The 5920-nt window shown below is 75.1% G+C and carries 6 protein-coding genes; 1 reads left to right on the top strand and 5 read right to left on the bottom strand.

Annotation, left to right across the window (positions count from 1 at the left end; all coding sequences use genetic code 11):
• Positions 1 to 62: 62 nt before the first annotated feature.
• The 5 genes from amiA to ACFWRV_RS35760 all read right to left on the bottom strand — a co-directional run bounded on the left by amiA (position 63) and on the right by ACFWRV_RS35760 (position 4352).
• The gene (gene amiA, locus ACFWRV_RS35780; protein ID WP_006129278.1) at positions 63 to 197 is read right to left on the bottom strand and encodes a streptamidine family RiPP; all 135 of its coding nucleotides are present in this window, start codon (positions 195 to 197) and stop codon (positions 63 to 65) included.
• A gap of 72 nt (positions 198 to 269) precedes the next feature.
• On the bottom strand, positions 270 to 1211 hold the full coding sequence (locus tag ACFWRV_RS35775) for an ABC transporter ATP-binding protein (protein ID WP_384340279.1): 942 nt from the start codon (positions 1209 to 1211) through the stop codon (positions 270 to 272).
• Between the two features lie 29 nt (positions 1212 to 1240).
• Positions 1241 to 2308 carry a FecCD family ABC transporter permease gene (locus tag ACFWRV_RS35770; protein ID WP_384340277.1) on the bottom strand — a complete coding sequence of 356 codons (1068 nt, stop codon included), beginning with the start codon at positions 2306 to 2308 and terminating at the stop codon, positions 1241 to 1243.
• Complete coding sequence (locus ACFWRV_RS35765) at positions 2305 to 3375, bottom strand: FecCD family ABC transporter permease (protein ID WP_384340275.1); 1071 nt, start codon at positions 3373 to 3375, stop codon at positions 2305 to 2307. The genes ACFWRV_RS35770 and ACFWRV_RS35765 overlap by 4 nt, the downstream gene beginning before the upstream one ends.
• Entirely contained in the window at positions 3372 to 4352 is a 981-nt protein-coding gene (locus ACFWRV_RS35760; RefSeq protein WP_384340273.1) for an ABC transporter substrate-binding protein, read from the bottom strand. Before ACFWRV_RS35760 ends, ACFWRV_RS35765 begins: the two co-directional genes overlap by 4 nt.
• A gap of 208 nt (positions 4353 to 4560) precedes the next feature.
• Here ACFWRV_RS35760 and ACFWRV_RS35755 point away from each other — a divergent pair, with 208 nt between their 5' ends.
• Positions 4561 to 5838 (top strand): hypothetical protein, encoded by a 1278-nt coding sequence (locus ACFWRV_RS35755; protein WP_384340271.1) that lies wholly within the window; start codon positions 4561 to 4563, stop codon positions 5836 to 5838.
• Positions 5839 to 5920 lie beyond the last annotated feature (82 nt).

The following is a 5920-nucleotide window of genomic DNA, read 5'->3' as shown; positions in this document are numbered from 1 at the left end:
ATCTCACCGGGCGGGCCCGCTCCCGCGCTGTGCGGGAATCTGCCGTCAGGGGCAGGAGTCGCTTACTTCTCGGCCGCGGTGTCGGCCTCGACGGCGTCGTCGAAGGGGTTCTCGACGAGGGCGTTCGAGTGGGTGGCGGAGAGGTGGGCGAGCTGGCCCTGGTCGGCGATCGGGCTGAACACCTTGTTCTGCTCCATGAGGTGACGTCTCCATTCGGTCGGATCGGATGGGTGGTGATCGCGGCGTTGGTGCGTGCCGCAGCACAGACACTAATGAATATGATTTTCATTCCGCAATAGCTGGAGCGGGTCGAGAGGGTGATCTGGGTAACAGACGGGCCAGCCGCCCTCGTCGTCGAGCCCCACCCGGCCCTCCACACCGAGGACTTCGGCCAGCAGGCGGCGGGTGACCACCTCGGCCGGGGGCCCGTCGGCGGCGACGCGGCCCTCCCGGAGCGCGACGATCCGATCGGCGAACCGGGCGGCGTGATTGAGGTCGTGCAGCACCATCACCACCGTCAGCCGGCGTTCCGCGCGCAGCCGTACGACCGTCTGGAGCACCTCCAGCTGGTGCCGCAGATCGAGATAGGTGGTCGGCTCGTCGAGGAAGAGCACGCGGGCGTCCTGGGCCAGCGCCATGGCCAGCCGGACGCGCTGGCGTTCGCCTCCGGACAGTGTGTCCACGGGCCGGTCGGCCCAGGCGGTGACACCGACGTCCGCGAGCGCCCGGGACGTCACCTCGTCGTCGCCCTCCCGCAGCATGCCGAGCGGCCCCCGCGCGGCATAGCGACCCTGCCGTACGAGTTGACGTACCGTCAGCCCAGGCACCGCTGGTGCCGCTTGATGGAGCAGGGCGACGCGCCGGGCGGCGGTGCGGCGTGGCAGCCGCGCCACGTCGTCGCCGTCGAGCAGGACGCGCCCACCGCTCGGGGTGAGCAGGCCGGCGGCGAGTTTGAGGAAGGTGCTCTTGCCGCAGCCGTTCAGCCCGATCAGGGCGACCAGTTCGCCGGCCCGGATACTCAGGTCCACCCCGCGCAGCACCGGTCGTCCCGGGTAGCCGAAGGTCAGCCCCTCCGCCCGAACGACGTCCGGGGCCGGGGCCAGGTCCGGGGGCGGCGCCGGGACCGGGGGCGCGGCCGGGACCGAGGCCGGTTTCCGGCCACCTCTCTTCGCCACACCCGTGGTCACTCGGTCTGTCGGGCTTTCCGGCATGCTCGCTCTCCTCCCATGCGTTGTCTCCGTCATCGCTCGTCCGCCCGTCGCCGCGCCACGACCATCAGCAGCCCCGCCCCCACGCAGGTGGTCAGGGCGCCGACCGGGAGCGTCAGCCGGTCCGCGTCGAGTGCGGTGGCCAGCAGCCGGGACAGCAGCTGGGCCGCGGCGTCCGCCCCGCACACCACCGCGGCGCCGAACAGTGCGGCGCCCGGAAGGGTGACGCGCAGGTCGGCGCCGAAGACGGCCAGCGCCAGGTGGGGCACCAGCAGTCCCACGAATCCGAGCGCGCCCACCGCCGACACGGCGCCGGCCGTCAGCGCCACCGCGCACACGAGTGCCGCGCCCCGGCCCCGGCCGGTGGCCAGCCCCGCGGCGGAGGCCTGTTCGTCGCCGCAGCGCAGCAGGGTCAGCGGCCCGGCGAGCAGCCAGGCCGCCGCTCCCCAGAAGGCGGCCCACGGCCAGAGCAGATTCCAGTGCTGCCAGACCCGGCCCTCGGTGGAGCCGATCAACCACTGGACGACGCTGCCGAGTTCGCCGGGAGCCACCAGCAGGACGACCGCGGTGAGTCCGGCGAGCACCGCCGACACGAGGACCCCGTAGACGGCGGTCTGTTCCGGGTCGCCCCGGTCCCGCCCGGCGAGCAGCCACAGCAGTCCCGCTCCGGCGAAGCCGCCGAGGCAGGCCGCCACGACCACGGCCGTGGGGGACTCCCAGCCCGCGAGGCCGAGGCCGGTCGCCGTCACCGCACCGAGCACCGCGCCGGGGGTGACGCCGGTGACCTCGGGTCCGGCGAGCGGGTTGCGGAGGGCCGACTGGAGCACCAGCCCGGCCAACCCGAGGCAGGCTCCGGCGACCAGAGCCACCAGCAGGCGGGGCAACCGCAGGTGCATCACGATGTGTTCAGCCGTCGGATCGCTGCCGCCCCCGAGCAGCACGGCCCGGACGCCTTCTGGGGTGACGCCCCGGCCGGCGAAGAGACCGGCCCAGGCCACCACGGCGACGAGCAGTGCCAGGCAGCCCATCCGGACGCCCGGTCCGCGCAGGGCGCGGCGGGCACGTCGCCCCCGTCCCGGCTCGGTTTCGAGGAGGGTCATCGTTCCGCCTTCCGCAGGACGGGAGCGGGGGCATCCGGTGGACTTCCCGGCACGGGCACGGGCAGGGGGGTCACGGGCCCGCGGTCCCGGGCGGGCCGCCTCCCCCGCTTCAGCAGCGCGACCCCGACGGGCACCCCCACCAGGGCGGTCCAGGCGCCGACGGGCGTTTCGACCGGGGCGAGCGCGAGCCGGGCCGGCTGGTCGGCGCAGAGCACGACGATCGCGCCGCACACGGCGGACCGGACGAGCCACCCGGCCGCGCCGCCGTCCGGGTGGAGGCGACGGGCGAGGTGCGGGGCGAGGAAGCCGACCCAGGCCACCGGCCCGCAGACCGCGACGACAGGGGCGATGAGCACGACGGCGATGCCGAGCGCCGCCACCCGTGCCCGCTCCACCCGTACGCCCAGCGCGCGGGCGTCGTCGTCGCCCAGCCGCAGCACACCGAGCACCGGCACGCACAGCACCAGGGCCGGGAGGGCCACGGCGAGCCAGGGCAGCAGACCGGTGACGTCGTCCCAGGTGCGGGCGGACAGACTGCCCAGCAGATAGCGGTAGATGAGCTGGAGGTCGAGCTGGTCGGCCATGACCATGAGCACCAGCAGTCCGGCCTGGAGCGCGGCGGCGACGGCGGCCCCGGTCAGCAGGACGGCCGAGGGACTCCGCCCGAATCCGGCGGCGACCAGGGTCAGCAGACCGCCGAGCGCCGCCCCGGCCAGGGCGAGGAACGGCTGCAGCCCGAGCGGGACGGTCAGGGTCAGGACCAGCGGCGCGGCGACGCCCAGGGCGGCCCCGGAGGAGACACCCAGCATCTCGGGCACGGCCAGCGGGTTGCGCAGGGCCTCCTGGAGGACGAGGCCCGCCGCCCCCAGGCAGGCCCCCGCGATCAAGGCCAACACCATGCGGGGCAGACGCAGTTCGGTGACGACGAGCCCCGCGAGTCCGTCGGACCCGAGCGTGGCCGGGAGCCTGGCGGGCGGGACGTACGGCGTGCCGAGGCTGAGCGCGCAGACCGCGCTCGCCAGCGCCGCGCCGCCCAGGCAGAGCAGCGCCACGGGCGGACGCCTCACCGCAGTGCGGCCGTCGCCTCGTCGAGGACGACGCCCAGGGACCGGGTGCCGCGCCCCTTGGCCCACACCTCGGAGTCGACCTCGATGACCTTGCCGTTCTTCACGGCCGGGATGCGCGACCAGAGCGGGTTCTCGGCCAGCTTGTCGGAGAGCCTGCCGTCCGGCGCGCCGAAGGACAGGGTCTCCACGAACAGGACGTCGACGTCCCGGGCGAGGATCTCCTCCAGGCTGTAGCTGCCGTCGACGCCCCGGCTCTTCCAGGGGTAGTGGGAGATCTTCGGGAACAGGCCGGCCGCCACATCGGTCTCCGGGGTGGCCACGCCGAAGTTCTCGTCGCTGCCGAAGACGATCAGCGAGGTCTTGCCGCTCTTCTCCTTCTCCGCCTGCGCCAGGCGGGTGCGGAAGGTCTTCTCCGCCCTCTCGCCCTGCTCGGTGCGGCCGGTGAGCGCGGCCAGGTCCCGCAGGTAGCCGACGCTGTCCTGCCAGGATCCGGGCTGGACCGGCCAGAAGGCGGTGGCGCCCTTCAGCGCGGGGGCGAGCTTGCCGTGCGTGTCCTCCAGGCCGATGACCAGGTCGGGCTGGTGGGACAGGATCGCCTCGACCTCGGGGCTGAGGAAGCCGCCGGGCACGACCGGTATCTTCGCCGCCCTCTCCTTGCCCAGGAACCTCGGGTGCGCCAGCACCTGGGAGTTGGTGGCGGTGGGGGTCAGGCCCAGCTCGACGAGGATGTCGTCGCAGAGGGCGACCAGGCAGACGATCTTCTCCGGAGGCTTCGGCAGGGAGACCGTGACGCCCTTGGCGTCGGTGATCCGGTTGGCGGCCTCGATGGGCCGCACCTCGGTGCTCGTACGGGCTCCGGAGCCGGCCGCCGCGGCCGGCTCCCCGGTGTCGGCGTTCTCGGTGCCGCAGCCGGCCAGCAGGCCTCCCAGTACGGCGATCGCGGCCCAGCGGCGGACTCTCAGCGCGGTTCGTGGCATCGACGGGTCCCTCAACGTTCCTGTGCGGTCCCGGGGATGCGGCAGAACAGGCGGCGGAGCCCGGGAGCGATCCCCGCCACAAGCCGAAACCTTACACATGATTATCATTTCCAATAAAGTGGGCGGGGTCTCCGCCGGGATCCACCGGCCTCCGACACCCCACCGCCCCCGCCGTCCTCACCAGCCCTGCCGACCCCGGGAGTTCGCCATGTCGCCCACCTCACCCCCCGCCCCCCACGCGCCGCCGCGCCTGCTGGTCTCCGACCACGTCGCCGGGCGGATCAGCCTGTTGGACCTCCCGGACGGCATGGAGCGGGCGGAGCTGAACCACCGGCATCTCGCCGAGCACGCGGGCTTCCTCGCCCTGCCGGGCGGCCTCACCGCGTGCGTGGACGACCGCGCGGGCGAGCTGCTGGTCCTCGATCCGTACGGCCCGGACGCGGGCCGGCCGCTGGTGCGGCGGCGCCTACCGGTCGCGGTCCCCGCCGAGCATCTGGCGGCGGCCCCGGGAGGGCGGCACCTCGCGGTGACCACCGGCCTCGGCCGCAACGAGGAGGCGTGGACCGGGCTGCTGACGGCAGTCGACCTCGACGCACCGGACGGCGCCGTCGCCGTACGCGTACGGGGACGGACCGGCGAGCCGGGGGTCACGGTCCTCGGCGGGCCGTCCCCGCTCGTGGTGCTGCGCCACCGGGAGCCGGGCGAACTGCTGGTCCACCGGCACCGCGAGCTGATGCGTTCGGCCCCCGCCTGCCCACCGGCGACCCCGGTCCGGCGGATCGCCCTGCCGGACGACGACGGGCACGGCGACGCCCACGACCCGCTCACCGGCCGGGTGTTCGCCGCCGCGGGCTCGGGGGTGCACCGCGCGCGGCGGAAGGGGGACGACCTCACGCCCGAGACCCCCTTGTCCTGGTCCGCCGACGGGCGCTCCGGCGGGCGCGGCTACTACCTGCGGCTCGATCCCGTACGGCGGCTGCTCTGGTCGTGCATGCGCGGCGGACCGGGCGATCCCGGGCAGTGGCCCGACTGGACCAACGACGCCTGGTGGCATCACCTGGACACCGGCGAGACGGGCCGGCTCGACCTGGGCCCCGGGCTGGTCTTCCGGCTCGCGGTGACCGCCCGGCACATCGCGTACACCCGGGTCCACCCGGACGGCGACGAGCTGATCCTGCTCGCCGCTCCCCCGGCCGCCGGGTCCCGCCCGGAGGTCGGCGCGCGACTGCCCCTGCCCGCCATGGCGGGTGCGCCCCGGCGCGGCGGGACACCCTGGGACGGCGTGCAGCGGCGGGCCGTCGCCGCATCCCCGGGCGGGGGCCTGGTCGCGGTCAGCCGGGGTGGCCATGGCGAGGTCCACGTCTTCGACGCGGACCGGGCGGAGCTGCTCACGACCCTGACCGTCCCGACCCCTCTGGACGACGGGGGCCACCTCGCCCTGGTCACGCCCGGGGACGGAGCGGACGCCGACCCGGTCGGCCGCTGAGAGCGGCGTCGCGGGGGGGGGGGGGGGGGGGCCCCCCCCCCCCCCCCCCCCCCCCCCCCCCCCCCCCCCCCCCCCCCCCCCA

This window comes from Streptomyces sp. NPDC058576 (assembly GCF_042718715.1).
Classification (GTDB): Bacteria; Actinomycetota; Actinomycetes; order Streptomycetales; family Streptomycetaceae; genus Streptomyces.
The sequence above is the reverse complement of the archived record's forward strand: the minus strand, read 5'-3'. Positions and strand labels throughout refer to the sequence as shown.

Bases quoted from the DNA above. Each gene is read 5' to 3' on its own strand.
- ACFWRV_RS35770 (WP_384340277.1), bottom strand. From the start codon at position 2,308: ATGACCCTCCTCGAAACCGAGCCGGGACGGGGGCGACGTGCCCGCCGC.
- ACFWRV_RS35755 (WP_384340271.1), top strand. From the start codon at position 4,561: ATGTCGCCCACCTCACCCCCCGCCCCCCACGCGCCGCCGCGCCTGCTG.
- ACFWRV_RS35760 (WP_384340273.1), bottom strand. From the start codon at position 4,352: ATGCCACGAACCGCGCTGAGAGTCCGCCGCTGGGCCGCGATCGCCGTA.
- ACFWRV_RS35775 (WP_384340279.1), bottom strand. From the start codon at position 1,211: ATGCCGGAAAGCCCGACAGACCGAGTGACCACGGGTGTGGCGAAGAGA.
- amiA (WP_006129278.1), bottom strand. From the start codon at position 197: ATGGAGCAGAACAAGGTGTTCAGCCCGATCGCCGACCAGGGCCAGCTC.